This window comes from Gilliamella sp. G0441, from assembly GCF_050589305.1.
In the GTDB taxonomy this organism is placed as follows: domain Bacteria; phylum Pseudomonadota; class Gammaproteobacteria; order Enterobacterales; family Orbaceae; genus Gilliamella.
The window spans coordinates 24,564-46,158 of the sequence record NZ_JBNRJF010000014.1; the positions used below are offsets into that span (position 1 = coordinate 24,564).

Sequence of the window (21,595 nt, forward strand, 5' to 3'; positions counted from 1 at the left end):
TACTGCAGTGAATCTAGCTAATATTACAAGTAAATAAGGAAAAACAAAATGACCTAGTGAGCTTTATTCGTAAAGGGTATCGTTCTAACTTCGATGTGATACATTTTAGATATTTTACCAATTTAAGTCAACAAACCGTACATATTTTTTACATCATCTTGTGTATAACCTCTTGTTATTAAAAATTGTACATTTTTGTGCCATTGTAGTTTGTTCTTAGGATCAATGATTTTAAATTTTTTGATCAATTGCTTATAAGCGAGATCAGACCAATCAATATCACATTGGTAAAGGAGATCTTGGCTCAAATGTGTTGGCAAACCACGTTGTTTCAGCTCTAATGCTATACGATACTTCCCGTACCCTTTGTTGGCACGCATAATAATGTATTTCTCAATATATTGAATGTCGTTTATCCAATTTTGTGTAGTACAATAGTCAATAACATTATTGATATCACTTTTAATTTGGTTTAATTGCTCGTGGTAATCGTCATCTGTTTTTTTCAATTTATTTGCAAAATAAAGCGTTATCTTTTGCGTTAATTCGTATGATGAGTGGTCACGCTGTGCAAGTAATTGCACAGCTTTATTTAAAATGGGTTTATTGAGCTTTTTATTCATTACTCAAAACTTTCATCTTCTGGTGATGTGTCTTCATCAGAAAAAACAGCAGGGCTATTTAATAATAGTTCGCGTAATTTTGTTTCAAGCTCATTCGCAATTTCAGGGTGTTCTTGTAAAAATTTAATTGAGTTAGCTTTACCTTGACCCACTTTTTCACCGTTGTAGCTATACCATGCTCCTGCTTTATCAACTAATTTATGTTTTACCCCCAAATCAATGAGTTCACCATCTTTAGAGATACCACAACCATATAAAATTTGAAATTCAGCCTGTCTAAATGGTGCAGCAACTTTATTTTTAACCACTTTAACGCGAGTATCACTACCAATAACATCTTCGCCTTCTTTAACTGCACCAGTACGACGAATATCTAAACGAACAGAAGCATAAAATTTAAGTGCGTTACCACCAGTTGTTGTTTCTGGGTTACCAAACATCACACCAATCTTCATCCGAATTTGGTTAATAAATACCACTAAACAATTAGCATTTTTGATATTTGCAGTTAATTTTCGCAGTGCTTGAGACATTAAACGAGCTTGTAATCCCATGTGAGAATCGCCCATTTCACCTTCAATTTCAGCTTTTGGTGTTAATGCCGCAACCGAGTCAACGATAATCACATCAACTGCGCCTGAACGAACAAGTGCATCACAGATTTCAAGTGCTTGTTCACCTGTGTCGGGTTGTGAAACTAATAAGTCATCAACTTGTACCCCTAATTTTGCAGCATAAATTGGATCTAAAGCGTGTTCAGCATCAATAAATGCACAGGTTTTACCTTCTTTTTGTGCTTGTGCAATAACTGATAATGTAAGCGTTGTTTTACCAGAAGATTCTGGTCCAAAAATTTCAACAATTCGCCCCATTGGTAAACCACCAATCCCTAATGCAATATCAAGCCCTAATGAACCTGTAGAAACTGCATCAACATCTAACGTTTGGGTATCACCTAAACGCATAATAGAACCTTTACCAAATTGTTTTTCGATTTGACTTAGTGCTGCTGAAAGTGCGCGTTGTTTGTTTTCGTTCATATAATAAAATTCCAATGAGTTAGCATATTGAACGCTATTATACTGTATTGTTATACAGTATCAAGCTTTTTTTACGAGAACGGAATAGTTTGTTAACCATACGTAATAAATAGATTTTTTATTAATACTCATTGAAATTCTCAATTATATTCAGGCTACCAAAATGGGGGGGGGAAATAATGAAATATAAGTATGAATAAAAAAAAGAGATCACTTTTAACTGTCGATGATGAAATCAATTGTACTTAACATTATTTGTAAGTAAATGTAATAATCGGTAAAGCTGTAATTTAGTGTAATATTTTTTATCTAAAATCACGAATTTAATATTCGTCTTTTGACACGAAAAAAATTGGTAACAAATTAATTTTTCGGTAAAAATTACATGTGTTATTATATTACGTAAAGGTGTTTAGTATTGAGTTTAAAATTAAATTGATTACTAAGTTAGCAATTTTTGATAATCAAATAGTTTGAAGCTTTAGACTTAAATGTTATGCTAAACTTAACTATTTTTACATACCAGAGTAAAGTGCGAGTAAAGGAACATAATGACCATTGAAAAACAACATAATGATTATGAATTGTGCCCTAATTGCGATCTGGTTGTCGAAGTAAGTGATATTCTTTTAGAGCATAAAGCTGTATGTCCGCGTTGTAATACTACATTGGCTAAAAACGATGTAAATATGAAGTTTAAATCGATGATGTATGCGATATGTTCAATCGTTATGATGATAGCGGCTAGCAGGTTTGTATTTATCGATATACGTTTGATTGGCAATTTTAATGGTGTCAGTGTTATTGATATTCCTAAAACGCTATTTTTTGATAATTACAGCTATATTTCGGCACTATTCGTACTTTTCGTATTGTTATTTCCAATAATAAATTTATCTATTATTGCGTTGCTTTGTTCGAAATTAACACTTTCTAAATACCGAAAAAGAGATCTACTTGTCGTTTATGAAAAATTTCAACATTGGTGTATGCCTGAAATATTTCTTACTGGGGTTTTGGTCAGTTTTGTTAAATTGATGAGTTATGGCAATATTGGCGTTACGAGTTCTTTCTGGGCTTTTTGTTTGTTCGCTTTTTTTTATATCAAAGCGTTAGTCATTTTTTCACCCGAAACCATTTGGAATGAAATTAAAACTAATAATTTTGCCAAAAATGAACTAAAAACAGGAAAAACGGCAATCAGCCAAAAATTAAAGTTGTGTGGTTGTTGTCATGCTATTTTACCTTTCGAATATGTTAAATGCCCAAGATGTAAACAAAAAAGTCAGATTAGAAACCGAAATAAAATCCAATGGACTATTGCTTTATTAGTGACGTCATTACTTATCTACATTCCAGCTAATTTATATGGAATTATGATAACAGTTGTACTTGGATCATCGTCCACTTCAACTATTATGGATGGTGTAATTTATATGTGGCAAGCCGGTGATGTCCCTGTTGCACTTGTTATTTTTACAGCGAGTGTCGTTATCCCAATATTAAAAATCATTTCTCTTAGTTGGCTTTGTTATTTCGCAATAGCGATTAAGCGAAAAACAAAACAAAGCTGTTTAAAAATGAAAAAATTATATAGTGCAGTAGAATTTATTGGTAAATGGTCAATGATAGATATCTTTGTTGTTTCAGTAGTCTGTTCATTAGTCAGAAATCAACAAATGATGGGTGTATACCCTGATATTGGTGTAGTTTTTTTTGCTACTGTAGTTATTGTGACAATGATTGCATCTCAAAAATTTGATCCTCGCTTAATTTGGGATCATCGAGCAATTAGAAATTAGCATTATAGGAAAATTATGACAACTTCAAATAGATTAGCAAAAATAATTAAAATCAGAGCTATCTCGGCAATATGGATTATTCCTATTGTTACAGCTATTGTAGGGCTTTGGATAATTTATTCACATTTTGCTGATAGAGGCACTTCTTTCACACTCTTAGCAAGAGATGCTAATGGTATTGTTGCTGGAAAAACAGTGATTAAAAACCGCAGTGTTGATGTGGGGATCATTGATGAAGTGACATTATCTAATGATTACAAACAAGTAGTCATTAAAGGACGTATCTATAATGGAATGGATCCTTTACTTAAAAATGATTCTATATTTTGGGTGGTAAAACCAGAGATAGGTCGTGATGGTGTTACTGGCTTAGGCACAATTCTATCTGGAATTTATATTGAATTAGTATCTGGAAACGATACGCATAGTTTCCGAAATGATCCTTTTGTCTTATCGGATAACCCACCATTATCTGATCCGAGTATTAGAGGAATACGATTAAATTTAGAAAGCGATCAAAGTGGCATGATTCCTCGTGGCGCATCGGTTATGTTTAGAGGTTATCGTGTTGGTAATGTTGAGACTTCATCATTTGATGTTGATGCCCGAAAAATGAAATACCAAGTTTTCATTAAAGAGCCTTATGATGTTTTAGTCACACAAAATGTCAGATTTTGGAAAGAAGGAGGGGTCAATCTTACCCTTTCTTCCATGGGGGCTAGTTTAAATTTTCCATCGCTTGATGTATTAATGTCAGGTGGAATTAGCTTTGATTTACCAGATGGTTCTAAATTGGGTGCCCCAGCTAAACAATATGATTTATATAAATTATATGATGATAGAAAATCAATACAAGAATCCCAATATACAGACTATAAAGAGTTTCTGATCATGATTTCAGATTCTATATCTGGACTCAATGTAGGATCGCCTGTGGAGTATCGTGGTATTAGACTAGGTAGCGTAAGTAAAGTGCCATTCTATACGCCAGAAATGTTAAAAGCATCACCAATATTGAATCAAAAAGTACCTGTGTTAATTAAGATTGAACCAGAACGTTTATCTGAATTGGTAGAAGAAAAAATTGATATTGCAAAACTCATTATCGATGAGCAAAAAAATGGATTAAGAGCCTCATTAAAAACATCTAATTTGTTTACAGGCGCACTTTACATTGATCTTGATTTTTATCCTGATTTGAAAGATCAATATAGTGAGGAAAATGCTAAACAGTTTGGTTATGACACAATAGAAACTACATCAACAGGTATTGCTCAAATACAGGCTAAAATATTGCAACTGCTTGATAACTTTAATAATCTTCCTTTAAATAAAACGATGGATCAGTTTAATCAATCACTTGCATCAACAGAAAGTTTGATAAAATCATTAAATCGAATGATGAGTAGTAAAGAGATGCAGAATATGCCTAAGGATCTGCAAAAAACTTTACGTTCATTGTCTGAAACATTAAAAGAATTCCAACCGGGTTCAGAAATGAACAATCAAATGAAAGAGAACTTGCAGAAAATTCAGCAGATGATGGATGAATTGACACCATTATTAAATACGTTAAATGATAAAAGTAATGCGCTGATATTTTCAGCTCCAGATAAACAAGATCTTGAACCGAAAGCAAAAGGTAAAAAATAATGAGAAAAATAACAAAATTTTCAACGATCGCTGTTTTATCGTTGTTCATGATATTAACGGGATGCTCATCCAGCTCACCTGATAAAAGCTATTATCAGTTAGCGAGTGGTTTGCCATCTCATAATTTACAAAAAATAAAAACAACGAACGGTTTTATATGGATTGAATCGATAGATGTTGCCAGTTTTTTGAATAAACCGGGTATCGTGTTGCAAACAGAAGATATCAAATATGTTACAGCAAAAAATAATTTATGGGTATCAACGCTTTCACAACAGTTAGGTGATCGTTTGGAGCAAGATCTTACCGTTTATTTACCCAATTATTTAGTATCAACCAAATCAATTACCACTCCAAATTTGACTGTAAAATTATTTATTGATGGATTTCATGGTAGTCATACCGGGGATGCTATAGTAAAAGGGCGGTGGGTAGTGAAAGATAGTCAAGATAGGATTAAAACAAAATCTTTTGAACGTCATGTACCATTGACTAACAATGGTTACGACGCATTAGTCGAAGCCTTATCTAAAGGTTGGCAGGACGAAGAGTCAGATTTTGCAAATTCTATTAAGGATTAATGACAATGAGACATTTCATCATCGTTAGATGATGAAATGCTTATTACTTCTTTGTAGAATCTTGTAGTTGCTGTTTAAAACGATTTAATACCTGCATATCGATGTCAATCCATTTACGAACACTATTGATAAATGCTATCTTTTCAGCTTTTAATATATCTGCTTTGGTGATTGTTTTTTCTAATAATTGCCGATGCGATAAATAAAATTGTCGCATAGTTCCTGATAGTAATCCTGAAGATATTTTAGGCGTCACCCATTGATGGTTGATAAATAATGCAATGTTTCCATTAACAAATTCGGTGATTTCATCATTTTGATTGAAGTTGATACATTCCTTATCTTCGGTCAATTGAGGAAAATGTTCTCGAATTGATGTTTTATGATAAAGATAAACATTATTACTATTAACGCAATTAGGAGCAAATGCGAGTTCGCTTATTTTAAACGGCTCAATGATGGCACTAAAGCTAATGTTATACTTACCATCTTTGGGTAGTGAAATTCTAATTTTATACCTAAGTTTAGGTAATGAATTTGCTAATTCGATAAGATTACGTTTAATAGCATGTATATCACACACAAAGCTAAAATAATTAGCTGAATCAGCTAGTCTTGTCAAATGCGCATCAAACAAAAAAAATTGTCCGTCCTCAAGCAAAAGCGATTCTATGATATATTCAGGTATAGGTAGCTTACGGTTTAATATTGCAGCTTTAGTCAAGATTTCGTTATATTCATCTTGTGATGTCGAATCCCAAGTAATTCCTCCTCCAACACCATAGGACATCTGTTGATTATTAATCGTTAAGGTGCGGATAGGAATATTAAATAACGCTTTTTCCATAAATGGTTGGATATAACCAATTGTTCCACAATAGACACCGCGTGGCGAATTTTCAATATCAGAAATGATTTGCATCGTACTCGTTTTAGGAGCACCGGTAATTGAACCGCAAGGAAATAGTGCTTGAAAGATCTGATATAGACTCACGTCTTTTTGTAATTGCCCTTCAATTGTTGAGGTTAGTTGCCACAACGTTGGATATTTTTCTGTTGTAAACAATTTTGGCACAGTGACAGAGCCAGATTTTGAAATTCGACTTAAATCATTGCGTAGCAAATCCACAATCATCATATTTTCAGCTAGATTTTTTTCAGACAAGAGTCGTTTTAATTGCTCTTGATCTTGTTGTGTTGTTAATCCTCGAGCGACAGTCCCTTTCATCGGTTTTGTCGTTATCGTTGAATTGTCTATTTTAAAAAATAATTCAGGTGATATGGATAGAATATAATTGTCATTATATTCTAAATATGCGCAATAATTTGCTTGATTATTTTTCTGAAGGAAAAAGTAATAATCAATGGGATTTTCATTAAAAGATGCATTTATTCGAATAGTATAATTAGTTTGATACGTATTACCAAGTTCAATCTGAGACCGAATATAATCGATCTTTTTATGATATTCTTCTAGAGAAGTATCGTAATTTAAATCAGATGGTTTGGGTACAAAATTATTTGTATTTGGTACGTCGGTCAGAGTGAAATTATTGAAAATACCAAAAAGTAGTAAAGGCAAATCTGTATTTTGCTGATCAAGAGATTGGGTTTTATTTGACGAAGTAAAAGCACTGGCACATTCATAGGCAAGATAACCAACTGCATAATAGCCTTGGTGAACTAATTTTTCTATTTCGTCTAATTGTTGTTTTATAGACTCAATATTTGTAGATTTGAAAATTTTAATGGGATTACTAAAACACTTATGTTGCCCTTCAAAATCAATATAAACTTTCATGAAATTCCTATTTAGAAACAAAATTTTGAATTATTTGTAAACCGCATTCGGTTTTGATCGCTTCAGGATGAAATTGAACTGATTCGATAGGTAATTCTTTATGGCGTAGTCCCATAATTAATCCTTGTTTATTTCGAGCAGTTACCATCAATGGTGATTGGTGTGATATTACATTATCGCAAGCGATTAATGAATGATAACGTACTACTGACAAGGGATTTTTAATACCATAAAAAAGTCCGCTACCATCATGAGTGATATCATCCATTTTACCATGCATAGGTATTGGGGCTTTAATAATGGAATACCCAAAATATTGAGCTATAGCTTGATGCCCCAAACAGATGCCTAAAATTGGACAACGATTAATAAATTCGTGCAATGCTGTCAGTGAAATACCTGCATTATCAGGGGTGCCTGGACCAGGTGAAATGACAAGTTTAGAAAAGTTGATTTTTTTTAGTTCTTCAATGGTTAATTCATCATTTTTGATAACTTTAACGTTGGCACCTGCTCGACATAGATAATCGTAAATATTAAAAGTAAAAGAGTCATAATTATCAATTAATACTATCAAAATATTGCCTGTTTCTTTCTATAACATAACTTTAAAATCCTATTAAGAGATATATCCTAATATATCTTCTTATAATAAGAAAATGTTTTTAAATGTTAATTTTCTTAAATTTTTGTTTGTTAATGAATTTTTAATGGACTTATTTAGATAATCGAATTAACATAACGGCGAGCCAAAAATTAGTAATGGAAAAAAACGATGAAAATCAGAACGTTATCAATTATAATTGTAAGCTTTATCATTTCCTCCAATACGAGTGCAAGACAATTACCTACGCCGGAAGAACAAAAAATAAGTAATCAGCAGCTTATTTACCAACAAGAAAGGCAAAAAGCAACAGAAGAAGCTTTATCTTCTAGAGCGCCAAAAGTAAGTTTGTCATCCCCAATAAAAAATGTAAAAACTATCGATTTTCCAGAAGAACAATTTTGTTTTCCTATTCAACATGTTGAGTTATTAGAAAGAGATAATCTACCCTTTACTATCCCACTTAATTCTTTAGCTAAGCAAGCAGAGGGGCGTTGTTTAGGAGGGAAGGGACTCAATTTACTTATGACGGAATTACAAAATCAATTAATTGGCTATGGTTATATAACAACACGAGTTCTCGCTCCTCAACAAGATTTAAACACAGGCATATTTAAATTATTATTACTCAAAGGGACTGTACAAGATATTATTTATACATCTGATAGTGATCAGTATGCAAGTTTAATGACCACAATGCCTTTAAAAAGAGGCGATCTATTAAATCTCCGTGCTATAGAGCAAGGTCTTGAAAACCTACAACGAATTCCAACTGCAAGCGCTCAAATTGAATTGGTACCCGGTTCTGGTCAAGGTGAAAGCAATATAATTATTAAACGTAAACAATCTAAATATTGGCGATTAGGCTTATCATTCGATAACTCGGGTACAAAAGATACCGGACGAAATCAAGGTGGGCTGACATTTTATCTCGATAATCCTTTAGGTCTTAGTGATAGTTTTTATGTTTCAGGCGGACATGATCTGGAAGGAAGAAGTAAATACGGTTCTAAAAATTATATTTTTTCTTATTCAGTACCCTATGGCTATTGGCTTTTAGATGCATCGATATATGGTAACACTTATCACCAAAAGATTTCGGGAATTGTAGATTATGAATATAAAGGACGAAGCAAATATTATAATTTACAACTTAGCCGAGTTTTACATCGCAATGAATCTCAAAAAACGATACTGAGTTATGGCGTTAACATGCGAGAATCAAGTAACTATTTAAATGATATTGAAATAGAGATTCAACATCGCAAAACCAGTAACTGGCAATTGGGGTTACAGCATAGTCACTATATTGACAATATAGTACTTTATGCTGGCGCTTGGTATCAAAAAGGTGTGCGCTGGTTTGGCGCCCAAGAGGCACCAGAAGAATATGCGAAAATTGGTAGTGCTTTAACAGATATTTTCAAAGTTAATCTTTCTGTATATGTTCCTTTTAAATTAGCCAACCAAAACTTTGGTTATAGTTTTGATTATAATGGACAAATGACCAGACGTAATAAATTAACTCCTCCAGATCGCTTTTCTATAGGTAGCCGTTGGACTGTGCGAGGGTTTGATGGTGAAGAAATGTTGAGTGCTGATAATGGATGGTATGTACGAAATGAACTTACATGGATTGCCCCGATTAATCAACAATGGTATTTAGGAATAGATACCGGCGGTGTTTCTGGCGGGAATTCAGAAAAATTATCAGGTAAAAGGTTAATTGGTTCCGTTGTTGGTGTAAGAGGACGTCAATTTGGTATTTATTATGACATGTTTGCTGGCGTGCCTATCTATAAACCCAAAAAGTTTGACACTAATCACCTAACGCTAGGATTCTACTTTAATTGGACTTATTAAATTTTATCTTTTAATACAAAATAAATTATTACTTTAATATTGTTTTAAAAAGGCAATATTAAAGTAATAATAACCATATCAAACAAATCACAATAAATATTCAATATAATCAATTCACTATTTTAATTATTCTCTGAAAAATTAATCACGCTTAAAAATGTAATGAAGATATTTTGAATAAACCTTTGACTGAAAGTTTATTTAAAGATTATTATATATAAGTTATGTTATCTAAACCGTATGGAAGTTATTTTTATCATTGCTTTATAAAGTGCTGATAATTCTATCAATATTGGTAAATTCGTTGTTGTTTTTTTAGTATTTATTAATAGCGGTAAAGTCATAACGTTTATGAGAAAGTTAATATTAAAAAGGTTTCTATTTTGTTGATTCAGTCAACAAATTAATAGCTATATTTAATTTTACGAGTTGGTCGTGAGATTCTATTAAATTACCTTTTTAAAACTTGAATTATTCCTGTTTGTTTAATCATATTTTAAGTAAGTTAGCTAGCATTAATTTATGGAAACTATCATAGATAAATACGGGCTAAGTTTCATGCAACAATGTTCCAAAAAATATTAACTATTTGTTAATAGTTCAGTAGTCATTATTTGATTGTAGTAACTAATTGATATTAGAAAATTTGTAAACCTGTAGTATTAATTTATGTTCTAGTTATTGAGTAAATTGATTTTTTATGAAATGACTGGTTTTTGAGAGAAATTCCGATCCTTTTTGAATAAAAAAGAGTGGGTATATGAAAGGTGAGACATACTATGAATAAAAATTTTTATCGCATTGTTTTTAATAAAACTCGTGGATTGTTCGTTGTGGTATCTGAAATTGTAAAATCACATCAAGCGACAACAAGTTGCAATCGAAAAGCTAAAAAAGCTGATATTAACCAAAATTTAGATAACAATACAAAATTTAGCACATTAAAACCACTTGTATTTTTATCCTATGTTGCATTAGGTATGATAAGTATTGTTGGTACAAGCTATGCAAAAAGTATTGTGGTTGATCAGTCGGCTAATCAAAATCAACGTCCTATCGTTAAAGAGTTGCAGAATGGTACAACACAAATAAATATTACTGCACCGAGTAAAAACGGCGTGTCTCATAATAAATATACTCAATTTGATGTATCAAAAAAGGGTGTGATTCTTAATAATGCTACCGGTGGCACAAATACACAGCTAGCGGGAATTGTAAATGGTAATCCATTATTACAAAACAGTGCAAAAGTTATTTTAAATGAAGTTAATTCTAATAATATCAGTCAATTGAATGGTTACATAGAAGTCGCTGGGCAAAAAGCACAGGTGATCATCGCCAATCCAGCCGGGATCACCTGTGATGGTTGTGGGTTTATCAATGCTGATAGAGCGACGTTAACAACCGGTAAACCGATTGTAACAAATGGTAATCTAGAAGGTTATTTAGTCGAAAAAGGTCAAATTCAAATTACAGGTAATGGTCTAAATAATACTGGACAAGATTATAGCGATCTGATCGCTCGAAGTGTCAATATCAATGCTAAATTATGGGCAAATAAGGAAATCAATGTTATCACGGGTAAAGCAAAAGTTAGCGCTGATTTAAAACATATCGATAAACAAGGCATTGATAATAACGTTGGACAACCCGAGTTTGGCATAGATGTCTCAAGATTAGGGGGCATGTATGCGGATAAAATTAGAATGGTTGGGACAGAACATGGCGTTGGTGTACGAAATAATGGTACGTTATTGGCAAATGCAGGAACATTAACTGTAACCAACGATGGCAAAGTAATTAATGCTGGTTATATCAGTTCAGCGCAAAACCTTGAATTCAAAACGACTTATGGTGGAATTGAAAACCATTCAACAATTGAAAGTTCAAAAAACATTGTATTATCCAGTAAAGCAGAAATAAAAAATGTTGATAGATTAAATGCGCAAGGTGATATCACGCTTAATGCAGAAAGTTGGGTTGGTAACCAAGGATTAATATCTTCGGGTAAACAGATTACAACAACGAGTAAAGAGTTTGATAATAGTTATTCAGCAAATATAAAAGCGCAAAATCTAAAAATTGATGCGAATATAGCAAAAAATACAGGCAATATTAACGTAAATGACACAATTAATCTGCTCGCAAATCAGTTTGAAAATAATAAAAAATTAGCTGCTAAAAAAGAAGTCACTATAAACAGTAGAAAATTCAAAAATGATTGGAAAGGCAAAATTGAATCAAATAATATCAAAATTTTTGGTGACGAATTTGTCAATTATGGTCAACTTGTTGCCGACAATAGATTAACTATGAATGTTAAAAGTATCACGAATCTTAATGAATTAGTGGGAAGAAACGAAATCAGGATTAATAGTATAGAATTTTCTAACAAAAAAGACGGAATAATAAACGCTTATCATGCGGAAGTTATAACACAAAATTTCGATTCTGATGGTACAATTTTAACTGGCGCATTGGATATATCTGCTGAAATAAACTATAACAATGGCATCAATGGCAAAATAATAGCTGATTATTTCAAGTTAATAAATCCACATAAAAGTGTTAACGAAGGTCTTATCGATGTAGGCTATTTTTATGAATTGGGTAGTGACTTTATTAATACCGCTTTTGGCAAAATAAAAGTCGGTGAATTATATGCCAATAATGATTATTTTGAAAATAAAGGTTCGGTATACTCATCCAGTAAAATAATCGTTGAAAGTAATGATTTTTACAATAATGGTCAATTTGATGCAATAAAAACTCTAAAAGTAAATCAGAATAAGAATTTTAAAAATGATTGGCAAGGAACAATCAACGCTAATTTAATTGATTTCGACCAACAGATCGTCAATGAAAGTTTTTCTAACTTTGGTTCGATACAGTCAAAAGATCAAATTAAAATTAAATCTAAGGATTTTTATAACCAAGGGAAGATATTGGCGAAACATGAATTAAGCATTCAGGGTGACAAACTAAAAAATGAGATGAATGCTTCAATAAGCGCTGACAAAATTGATCTATCCGGTACAACATTAGAAAATAAAGGTTTAATAACTGCTCAAGATTCCCTAAATATTGGGGTGAAACAGTTATATAATAAATTTAAGTTATTATCTGATGAAAATTTAGATATTAATACTTCATATTTTTCGAATGAAGGAAATGAAAGTATTGTCAAAGCTGATTTAGTGACAATATTTGCTGATAAACTGGACAATCATAGTACCTTTAATGCGACTAATGATCTACAAATCATTGTTAGCAACATCTACAATCAAGGTAGGTTTACATCAAATAATCATATTGGTATATATAGTGCAGACTTTAAAAATGATTGGGCAGCTCATGTTGATGCCGATAAACTGGATATCGCCGGTGGAAAAATGCACAACATGAACGAAATAAAAGCTAATCGATATATTACTATCAATGTTAGTGATTTTTACAATAACAAATCCTTATTTACATTTGGAAATCTAGAAATAGGCGGCACCAATTTTAAAAATGATTGGTATGGTGTAATTAAAGCTGAAAACCTAGATATTCTTTCAACTCAGTTATCGAATTATGGAAAATTTGAAACAAGTAATTTAATGAATATTGTGACAAAGAAATTTTATAATTACGGACGAGTTGATTCTGATATGCACATCTGGTTATACGCTGATTATTTTAGAAATGATTGGAAAGCCGTAATGAATGCAAATTACATTAAAACGAAAGTGACTAATATTGAAAATTATGGATCAATAAAAGGAATTATTAATGATGAAAATCAATTGTAATTCATCGTATTAAAATCGTTATCCAATTAAAATAATTCAGACCCTAGTTCTTATACTTTATATATACAAGTTAGCTAGGGTCTTTAAATTCCTATATTCAGAAAGTTATCGTTCCAAAACAAAATAGAGTATTTAACTCGCTCATCCTTCATTGATTCAATATATTATTCTCGATCTTGATGATCACTTTTATCATACAAAACTGAATAACATCGATTCAGTTATGTTTTGTCAGACTCATCATGCTCAACTTATTGTATTACTTTTAAATTTACCAATAACAAGTTGAAATATCTTTTTTATTCTTTGGAATATTATTCAAAAATGCTTACTGTTTTTAGCCGCCGTGAAGTGGAAGAATACGCTTTGGTAGAAAATTGTAAATTTATAAAACAGACATAAATTTTATTTTCATCTCATTTTTTATTTTATAAAACATCATTTTTTTTGATTTAAATTAAAATTGAATTAAATACTTTCAATAATATATAAAAAACTTTGATAAAGTCTTTGACCAATTGAAAAATTAATGTTTATATAGTGAGCCTTACATTATTTACATTTTGCCTAGAAATTGAATCATCATCTTACATTTCTACCAATGAAATAAACGTTATTTTCAATATTTTATCCTGATGATAATTGATTTGTTTTTAGTTTTTCCAGCAATTGATAAATGTCAATATTTAGTAAAAATGAAAAATTTTGTAAATAACATAACTGTTTCGTTGATTGATTTAAATCAGCCATTTTATATACCGTTCTTACTCGTTTTAATTTTTGAATACCGAGTTAGTGAATAAACAGCTAATTCCTAAGAAATAAAATTATCGATCGCAAAAACTATTAATCTAAATATGGTTAATAGAAAATCTCCATAATTAACTGAATAATAGAATTAATTTATTTTTTTCAAGTTGTAGTAACCCATTAGTATCTCTTTTTTTGTTTAGAAGCTGATATTAATTTTTTGTTCTAATCATTTTATTTAATTTAATCAATTTTTTAATAACTAAATATGCTTTTGTTTTAAAACGTTAGCAAATAGATACAAGGTGAAAAATACTATGAATAAAAATTTTTATCGCATTATTTTTAATAAAGTTCGTGGATTATCTGTTGTGGTATCTGAAATTGTTAAATCACATCAAGTCGTGGTAAATAATAACCAAAGAACTAAAATGGCAGAAAAAAATGTAACTCGTCAAGTTCAGCCTCACACATTAAAATCGTTGGTTTTCTTGTCATATATTGCGTTAGGTATGGTTAGTATTATTGATACAAGCTACGCAAATAATATCGTTGTCGATCAAAATGCCAATCAAACTCAACGTCCAACAGTTCAAGGTTTACCAAACGGCGCAACACAAATTGATATCGCAGCACCAAGCAGTAATGGCGTATCACATAATAAATATACGCAATTTGACGTATCAAAAAATGGTGTGATTTTAAATAACTCTCCTGATGGTAGCCAAACTCAATTAGCGGGTAATATTAATGGTAATGCATCACTACAAAATAGTGCCAAAGTCATATTAAACGAAGTGAATTCGCAAAATATCAGCCAATTAAATGGTTACATCGAGGTGGCGGGTCAAAAAGCCCAAGTTGTCATCGCCAACCCGGCAGGCATAACCTGTAATGGTTGTGGTTTTATCAATGCAGACCGGGCAACCTTAACCACCGGTAAACCGATAATTGAAGATGGAAAATTGACTGGTTATCAAGTAGAAAAGGGTCAGATAGCCATTACAGGGGATGGATTAAAAAATTCAGGGCAAGATTATACTGATTTAATCGCACGCAGTGTAAATGTCAATGCCAAGTTATGGGCGAATAAAGAAATTAATATTGTGACAGGTAAAGCGAAGGTGAGTGCAGATCTGACAAAGATTGAAAAAGTCGCCTCAGCCACCAATACCGAACAACCTGAATTTGCACTGGATGTTTCAGCATTAGGTGGAATGTATGCTGGAAAAATTAAGATGGTGGGTACTGAAGCAGGGGTAGGTGTTCGTAATAATGGGATACTCATGGCCAGTGCGGGAACGATAGATATATCAACAAATGGCAAAATTTTAAATACCGTAAGTGGTAATCTTAATTCTGCGACAGACACCTTATTGAAGAGTGACAATATAGAAAATCATGGCACAGTCATTAGTCAAAAAAATGTCATTTTAACGGGAAAAACAGAAGTAAAAAATTATGGCATCGTTAATGCTAAAGAAGACATTAATCTAAAAGCTGAAAAATTGGTAGCCAACGAAAATAGATTATTAGCAGGCAATAATCTTAGCGCAGAAAGTGAGGAATTTCTGAGTACCTGGACAGGGAATGTGAGTGCTAATAATATTACATTAAACGCAGCGCAAACCAAAAATGTGGGTAAAATTAATGCGGCTGAAAGTGTGAAAATTAAAGCATCAAGTGTTGAAAATGCTGGGAATTTATCAGCAGGAGAAAGTATTACTGTATCGAGTGATCAAATCAAAAATGATTGGTTTGGTGTGATTCAGTCAAAAAATATTGAACTTGAAGGAACAAATTTAGAAAATTATAAAGAAATTAACGCAACTGACAACTTGACGATTAAAGTTGGAAATATAAATAATATTAATACGTTAACATCAGATAATAAATTAACGCTAGAAAGTCAGAACATTCAAAATCATTCAACAGGTCTGATTCAATCGCAAAAAGAATTATCCATAAAATCTAAAATTTTATCTAATAACGGTGTGTTAGCATCAATAGAAAATATGAATATTATTAGTGATGATGTCTTTAATCATTGGAATGGCACAATGCAATCGAAAATCGTTGATTTAAAAGGCAATAATTTTAGAAATTATGGCGCTGTTAATGGTGTACAATCCATCGATATCGCTGTAAATGGGATACTTTATAATCAAGGTATTTTATCATCAATTTCACCCGAACCTTCACCACATTCTAAAAGTTCAGAAACACCAAGTTTCAAAATTAATCTATCTTTTGACTCATTTAAAAACGATTGGAACGGTAGGGTTAATGCTGATCAAATAAATCTAGTAAACATTAAAAACAACAATGATCAAGTTAACGAAACGGGTGAATTTATTAATTATAACGAAATGAATGCCAATGACTTGCTCAATATTGATGTTAAGAATGTTTACAACCAAGGTAAATTATTGGCAAAAAATGATTTATCTATAACGAGTGACAACTTCAAAAATGATTGGAAAGGCGAAGTACAAGCCAATAATATCGCGTTGTTAGGCGAAAAATTTGACAATTACAATCAAGTTATCGCTAATTCTGAGCTGAATATCAATGTTAAAAACGCTTACAATCAAGCTAAACTCTTAACTAAAGGCAAATTATTAATCAATAGCGACAATTTCAAAAATGATTGGCTTGGTGAAATAAATTCAAATAGCATTGAAATCACAGGTAATAAATTTGATAACCGTAATAAATTAATTGCGGATGATATAATGAATATTAACCTGAATGATTTTTATAATAATGGTGAATTAGTGGCTAACAAACAAGTAAAAGTAGTCAGTCACAACCTAAAAAATGATTGGTTTGGCTCAATTAAAGCTGAAAATATCGATCTAAATGTTATAACAAATATGGAAAACTTTGGTGAAGTTGAAGCAGGTGATCAGTTAACTATTAATGCTAATAATACTTACAACCAAGGCAATGTAACTTCAAAAAGAGAGATTAAATTATCGGGTAATCGTTTTGTCAATGATTGGCATGGTGTGATTAAAGCTGAAATTATTACTGACAATTTACCTGATAAAATCATTAATCATGGTCTAATTAATGGAAAGTCTACTAATGTAAAAGATGAATAGATTAATTTGATCACTTAATTCGGTTTAGTTTTAAAGATAAGATCCTAGTTTACTGAAATATATCATCAATAGGTAAGCTAGGATCTTAAAAATTAATCTTTTGATCTTTGTCTACTTCTCAAATCCCTTCTTATTCACTTTAATCCCCCAAAAAAACGTAAAAATTTTTAAAACTGGCTTAATTGTGGCAACGATATGAATAATATGGTTATATTTAATAAAGCGGAAAATAATTTAAGCGATAAACTAATAAATTAGAAAATCTTGTTATCTAAAATTTTTAGTTAGCATAAAAATTGTTTAAATTAACAAAGAAATGTAAATGACAGATGCACAAATAAAACTTTGACTAAATACAAATTTAGTGTTTATTATACGCAAATCAAATTATCCAAATAATGTTAATTTGGTGTATCTGTTTCTTTCTGTTCTACCGATGATGATGGTTAATTAGTAAATAAATAGTCTGTTTTCATACAATTTATCATCATATCGATTTCCTTTTTGTTGCATTAACTTCTGAATATTATTTGTATTACCGTATTTAACTATTTTGTAGATTTTTTTGAAATAATCATTTGTTTAATATGATGATTCTATTTTTTACGTTTTAACAAAATAATAGGTGAAAGGTGTAAATACTATGAATAAGAATTTTTATCGCATCATTTTCAATAAAGTCCGTGGATTGTTTGTTGTTGTATCAGATATAACTAAATCGCATCAAGTCATAACCGACAATGCTAAACAAATCAAAACAGTTCATGTTAGCCCGAATCCAATCCACCACGTTCAGTTTTGCAGATTAAAACCCTTAGTCTTTATATCTTATATTGCATTAGGTTTGGTAAGTGTAGTTAACGTCAGTTATGCTAATAATATCGTTGTTGATCAAGCTGCTAGCCAATCACAGCGTCCTAATGTACACAACTTGCAAAATGGTGTAACACAAATTGATATTGCAGCGCCAAGTAATAGTGGTGTCTCTCACAATAAATATAACCAATTTGATGTATCCAAAAATGGCGTCATACTCAATAACGCTACAGGAAGAACCAGTACCCAATTAGCAGGCGATATTAATAGTAATAAATTATTACAAAATCGTGCAAAAGTGATTTTAAATGAAGTTAATTCTCCCAATATTAGTCAGTTAAATGGTTATATTGAAGTTGCAGGTCAAAAAGCGCAGGTTATTATCGCCAATCCTGCCGGTATAACCTGTAATGGTTGCGGTTTTATTAATGCTGATAGAGTCACACTAACGACGGGTAAACCCATTATGGATAATGGCAAATTACAGAGTTACCAAGTTGATGGCGGGCGTATTGAAATTAATGGCTATGGTTTAAAAAACTCAGGGCAAGACTACACCGATTTAATTGCACGTAGTGTCAATGTTAATGCAGAATTATGGGCAAATAACGAAATTAATGTTATCACCGGACAAGCTAAAGTAAGTGCTGATTTGAGTAAAATTGAAAAGCAAGGATTTAATAATCAAGTTGATTTGCCTGAGTTTGGATTGGACGTTTCTGCGCTAGGGGGAATGTATGCAGGTAAAATTAAAATGGTCGGTACAGAAAATGGTGTAGGGGTACGAAATGATGGGAAACTGATGGCGAGTGCCGGTACATTGAATCTTTCTGCTGATGGCAAAATTATTAATAAAGGAACGATGCAGTCCTCAGAAGGAACTGTCCTAAAGAGTCAATCTGAAATTAAAAATTTAGGCACAATCACAGCCAAAAATGACCTTAATCTTCAATCCCACACGTTAATTACCAATGAAGGAAAACTGTCTGCAAAAAATTCTCTTTCAACAAATAGTGATGAGTTTATTAGTATTTGGTCAGGTGATGTAAAAGCAAATAACATTGTGATTAATGCTAAGAAAGCAAAAAATGTGGGTAAAATGAGAGCCTATGAAAATGTCACCTTTAATGCTTCAACTGCAGAAAATAATGGCAACTTAACGGCAGGCAAACAAATTACCCTAAAAAGCGATAATATTAAAAATGATTGGCAAGGGATTATTAACGCTAAAAATATTAACTTGAATGGGAAAAATTTTGAAAATTATGGCGAAGTTAATTCTGCTGAAAACCTAGTGATTTCGATAGAAAATTTAAATAATATCAATAAATTACTCTCTGATGAGCAATTGTTGTTAAAAGGAACCAACATTACTAATAGCGATACGGGATTGATCAAAGCTGAGGACAAAGTTTCAATAGTTGCAAAGAACATCATCAATGATGGCACAATCAGTAGTGACTCAGTATTCTTAGGGGAAGGAGAAGTTGGAAAAGTTGTGAATACTTGGCGAGCAAAAATAAATGCTAATCAATTAGTTGATATTCAAGCTAATCAATTTGAGAATTCTGGACAGATAAAGGCGGATAATGGATCAATGGTATTACAAGATTATATGTATAACCAAGGTCAAATTACGCTAAATAACAATTTCAATTTATCTATTAAAGATTTTAAAAATGATTGGAATGGCAAATTAGCCAGTAATTATATGAATATCAACAAAACGAAATCGGATTCTACTATCACTAATTATGGTGTCATCAATGCTGATAATTTAAATATTTTGAATAATAATGTTTATAATTATGGTCAACTTTTAGTTAATCAGACTTTATCTGTAGTGAACAATACCTTTGTAAATAGTTGGCAAGGTCTTATCAAATCTGATGAGGTGGATATAAATACGCGTAATTTTGAAAATCATAATGAACTCAAAGCGGGTCAATTACTGTCAGTAAATAGCAATAACCAGTTTTATAATCAAGGAAAATTATTTGCCAATAAACAGATTATTTTAAAAGGCAATGAAGTTAAAAATGACTGGAAAGGTGAAATCAAAGCCGATTTAATTTCTATGGATATCAATAAGTTGGATAATTACAATGAAATTAATGCATCAAATTCATCGGTGATTAAGGTGAAAGACGGCTATAACCAAGGGAAAATTTTGGCATCAGAAAAATTGGCAATAAAAACTGATAACTTTAAAAATGATTGGAAAGGCGAAATCAATGCTAACCAAATCGAAATTAAAGGTGGAAATATTGATAACCGAAATTTCGTAAAAGCCAATAATGATTTCAAATTAAATGTAAGTAGTTTATACAATAATGGTCAGTTACTGGCTAAAAATAAAATACAGTTAACCAGTAGAAACTTTCACAATGATTGGTTTGGTTGGATAGCATCAGAAACCATTGATTTAAATATTGATTATAATTTTAAAAATTATGGAACGCTATCTGTCAATAATTCAATCAGTATACTTGCTAACCTCATCTATAACGAAGGAAAAATAACTTCAGATGATTATATCAAGTTAACAGCTAGGACATTAACCAACGATAGCCATGGAATAATTAATGCAAAATATATTGAATCTAAATTAGCCTATATTAACAACATTGGCGTGATCAATGGTATTTTCGTTAATCAATAAAATGAATGACAGCATGGTATAATTGTAAAAATTACTCACCTGGTTTACCAAACGTTATTTATCGTTTGATAAACCAGGTTATTAAGATTCAATTATTTTGCATGTTATCTACATTCATTTCTCACCTCTAATCCATCTTACTAAAAGATATCAATACAAGTCTTCGATTTTTATCATTTTGAAAACAAAATTTTACTTACAATTCGTTGGGCAAAATTCTTTGACTAAATGAAAATTAAAAGTTTAATATATAAACATTAAGTTATCTAAACTATATAAAAACTTTATTTTTTATCGATAACTTAATAAAGGTTTTTATCGCTATGTAAGTAATTTGTGTGTTTTTTAAAAGTGCTAACCCTGTCGTAGCCGTTTTAGTTAAATTGGTTTTAAATTTTTAAATGTATTATCTGATTCTGAATTTATTTTGGAAAATGTGCTGTACATAATTTAATGTTTAATCCTTGATATGAATAATTACGGCTATCAACAAAAAGAT

11 protein-coding genes are annotated in these 21,595 nt (G+C 31.3%); 7 read left to right on the top strand and 4 right to left on the bottom strand.

Annotation, left to right across the window (positions count from 1 at the left end):
* Positions 1-122: 122 nt before the first annotated feature.
* Positions 123-623, bottom strand: coding sequence for a regulatory protein RecX (locus ACKJXD_RS10655; RefSeq protein WP_220215716.1), 501 nt, complete (start codon positions 621-623; stop codon positions 123-125).
* Positions 623-1,663, bottom strand: a complete 1,041-nt coding sequence (gene recA, locus ACKJXD_RS10660; protein WP_220215715.1) for a recombinase RecA — start codon at positions 1,661-1,663, stop codon at positions 623-625. The genes ACKJXD_RS10655 and recA overlap by 1 nt, the downstream gene beginning before the upstream one ends.
* A gap of 551 nt (positions 1,664-2,214) precedes the next feature.
* Between recA and ACKJXD_RS10665 the strand changes: the two genes are divergently transcribed.
* From ACKJXD_RS10665 to ACKJXD_RS10675, 3 genes are read left to right on the top strand one after another with little or no spacing between them, the layout of a single operon-like run.
* A complete protein-coding gene (locus tag ACKJXD_RS10665) occupies positions 2,215-3,465 on the top strand; it encodes a PqiA/YebS family transporter subunit (RefSeq protein WP_220215714.1) in 1,251 nt (416 codons plus the stop codon).
* Positions 3,466-3,480: 15 nt separating this feature from the next.
* A complete protein-coding gene (gene pqiB / locus ACKJXD_RS10670; RefSeq protein WP_294828760.1) occupies positions 3,481-5,118 on the top strand; it encodes an intermembrane transport protein PqiB in 1,638 nt (545 codons plus the stop codon).
* Positions 5,118-5,699: an ABC-type transport auxiliary lipoprotein family protein gene (locus tag ACKJXD_RS10675; RefSeq protein WP_220215712.1), complete on the top strand. Its 582-nt coding sequence runs from the start codon at positions 5,118-5,120 to the stop codon at positions 5,697-5,699. The genes pqiB and ACKJXD_RS10675 overlap by 1 nt, the downstream gene beginning before the upstream one ends.
* A 43-nt stretch (positions 5,700-5,742) precedes the next feature.
* Here the strand turns inward: ACKJXD_RS10675 and pabB are convergent, their stop codons facing one another.
* Together pabB and ACKJXD_RS10685 are read right to left on the bottom strand one after the other, a co-directional pair.
* Complete coding sequence (gene pabB, locus ACKJXD_RS10680) at positions 5,743-7,500, bottom strand: aminodeoxychorismate synthase component I (RefSeq protein ID WP_430876273.1); 1,758 nt, start codon at positions 7,498-7,500, stop codon at positions 5,743-5,745.
* Positions 7,501-7,507: 7 nt separating this feature from the next.
* Positions 7,508-8,077, bottom strand: coding sequence for an anthranilate synthase component II (locus ACKJXD_RS10685; RefSeq protein WP_220215710.1), 570 nt, complete (start codon positions 8,075-8,077; stop codon positions 7,508-7,510).
* Positions 8,078-8,275: 198 nt separating this feature from the next.
* Between ACKJXD_RS10685 and ACKJXD_RS10690 the strand changes: the two genes are divergently transcribed.
* From ACKJXD_RS10690 to ACKJXD_RS10705, 4 genes are all read left to right on the top strand, one after another.
* Entirely contained in the window at positions 8,276-9,967 is a 1,692-nt protein-coding gene (locus ACKJXD_RS10690; RefSeq protein ID WP_220215709.1) for a ShlB/FhaC/HecB family hemolysin secretion/activation protein, read from the top strand.
* Positions 9,968-10,746: 779 nt separating this feature from the next.
* A complete protein-coding gene (locus ACKJXD_RS10695) occupies positions 10,747-13,761 on the top strand; it encodes a filamentous hemagglutinin N-terminal domain-containing protein (protein WP_430876274.1) in 3,015 nt (1,004 codons plus the stop codon).
* Between the two features lie 1,067 nt (positions 13,762-14,828).
* Positions 14,829-17,618 (top strand): filamentous hemagglutinin N-terminal domain-containing protein, encoded by a 2,790-nt coding sequence (locus tag ACKJXD_RS10700; protein ID WP_430876275.1) that lies wholly within the window; start codon positions 14,829-14,831, stop codon positions 17,616-17,618.
* Between the two features lie 643 nt (positions 17,619-18,261).
* Positions 18,262-21,096: a filamentous hemagglutinin N-terminal domain-containing protein gene (locus ACKJXD_RS10705; RefSeq protein WP_430876276.1), complete on the top strand. Its 2,835-nt coding sequence runs from the start codon at positions 18,262-18,264 to the stop codon at positions 21,094-21,096.
* Positions 21,097-21,595 lie beyond the last annotated feature (499 nt).

What these genes read in the sequence shown, in the direction of transcription:
- ACKJXD_RS10690 (WP_220215709.1), top strand. Translation starts at nt 8,276, where the DNA reads ATGAAAATCAGAACGTTATCAATTATAATTGTAAGCTTTATCATTTCC.
- ACKJXD_RS10705 (WP_430876276.1), top strand. Translation starts at nt 18,262, where the DNA reads ATGAATAAGAATTTTTATCGCATCATTTTCAATAAAGTCCGTGGATTG.
- ACKJXD_RS10655 (WP_220215716.1), bottom strand. Translation starts at nt 623, where the DNA reads ATGAATAAAAAGCTCAATAAACCCATTTTAAATAAAGCTGTGCAATTA.
- pabB (WP_430876273.1), bottom strand. Translation starts at nt 7,500, where the DNA reads ATGAAAGTTTATATTGATTTTGAAGGGCAACATAAGTGTTTTAGTAAT.
- recA (WP_220215715.1), bottom strand. Translation starts at nt 1,663, where the DNA reads ATGAACGAAAACAAACAACGCGCACTTTCAGCAGCACTAAGTCAAATC.
- ACKJXD_RS10675 (WP_220215712.1), top strand. Translation starts at nt 5,118, where the DNA reads ATGAGAAAAATAACAAAATTTTCAACGATCGCTGTTTTATCGTTGTTC.
- pqiB (WP_294828760.1), top strand. Translation starts at nt 3,481, where the DNA reads ATGACAACTTCAAATAGATTAGCAAAAATAATTAAAATCAGAGCTATC.
- ACKJXD_RS10665 (WP_220215714.1), top strand. Translation starts at nt 2,215, where the DNA reads ATGACCATTGAAAAACAACATAATGATTATGAATTGTGCCCTAATTGC.
- ACKJXD_RS10700 (WP_430876275.1), top strand. Translation starts at nt 14,829, where the DNA reads ATGAATAAAAATTTTTATCGCATTATTTTTAATAAAGTTCGTGGATTA.
- ACKJXD_RS10695 (WP_430876274.1), top strand. Translation starts at nt 10,747, where the DNA reads ATGAATAAAAATTTTTATCGCATTGTTTTTAATAAAACTCGTGGATTG.